Genomic DNA, 612 nt, shown 5'->3' with positions numbered 1-612 from the left:
CTAATGAATTGGCTCAACTCCACATCATGGGACAACTCCATGAACTAATGTTTCATCTAGGAACGATTGCTCCCAATCAGAAAAAAGAGAATATTTCATCAACTCACCAGCTCTATCTTGACTGCAAACAATTAATTGATAGTCACTATCCACGATCGCTCACCATTCAAGATTTAGCAAAAGAGCTATCGGTTCATAGAAGTTACTTAACTAGTGTGTTTAAAGAATTTCACCAACTCTCTCCAAAAGAGTATTTACTTTTCGTTCGAATGAACCGTGCTCAACAGTTACTAGAACACACAAATGAAACGATCAAAGTCATTGCATATTCTGTAGGTTTTTCAGACCCACTACATTTCTCAAAAGCCTACAAACAGTTTTTTCATAAAACACCTAGTCAAACTCGAAATGAATACTCTCACTCCCTCTTAGCTAGAAAGGAAAATCAATGAAATCACACCAACTAGTTTACCAAATATTAGCTAGAGAAAACGATTATGTCAGCGGAGAAAAAATCGGAGAAGAACTGAATTTAAGCCGTACATCCATATGGAAAGCGATCCAACGTCTTCAACAAGAAGGCCTAGAAATTGACAGTATCAAAAATAGAGG

The 612-nt window shown here is 36.8% G+C and carries 2 protein-coding genes; both read left to right on the top strand.

Going from position 1 to position 612, the window contains the following annotated elements:
- A partial coding sequence (locus GMD1S_RS08730) for a helix-turn-helix transcriptional regulator (RefSeq protein WP_000292590.1) occupies nucleotides 1–452 on the top strand: 452 nt, incomplete at its 5' end.
- A partial coding sequence (locus GMD1S_RS08725; RefSeq protein WP_008281795.1) for an HTH domain-containing protein occupies nucleotides 449–612 on the top strand: 164 nt, incomplete at its 3' end. The genes GMD1S_RS08730 and GMD1S_RS08725, both read left to right, overlap by 4 nt.

Source organism: Streptococcus sp. GMD1S (assembly GCF_000296875.1).
In the GTDB taxonomy this organism is placed as follows: domain Bacteria; phylum Bacillota; class Bacilli; order Lactobacillales; family Streptococcaceae; genus Streptococcus.
The sequence above is the reverse complement of the archived record's forward strand: the minus strand, read 5'-3'. Positions and strand labels throughout refer to the sequence as shown.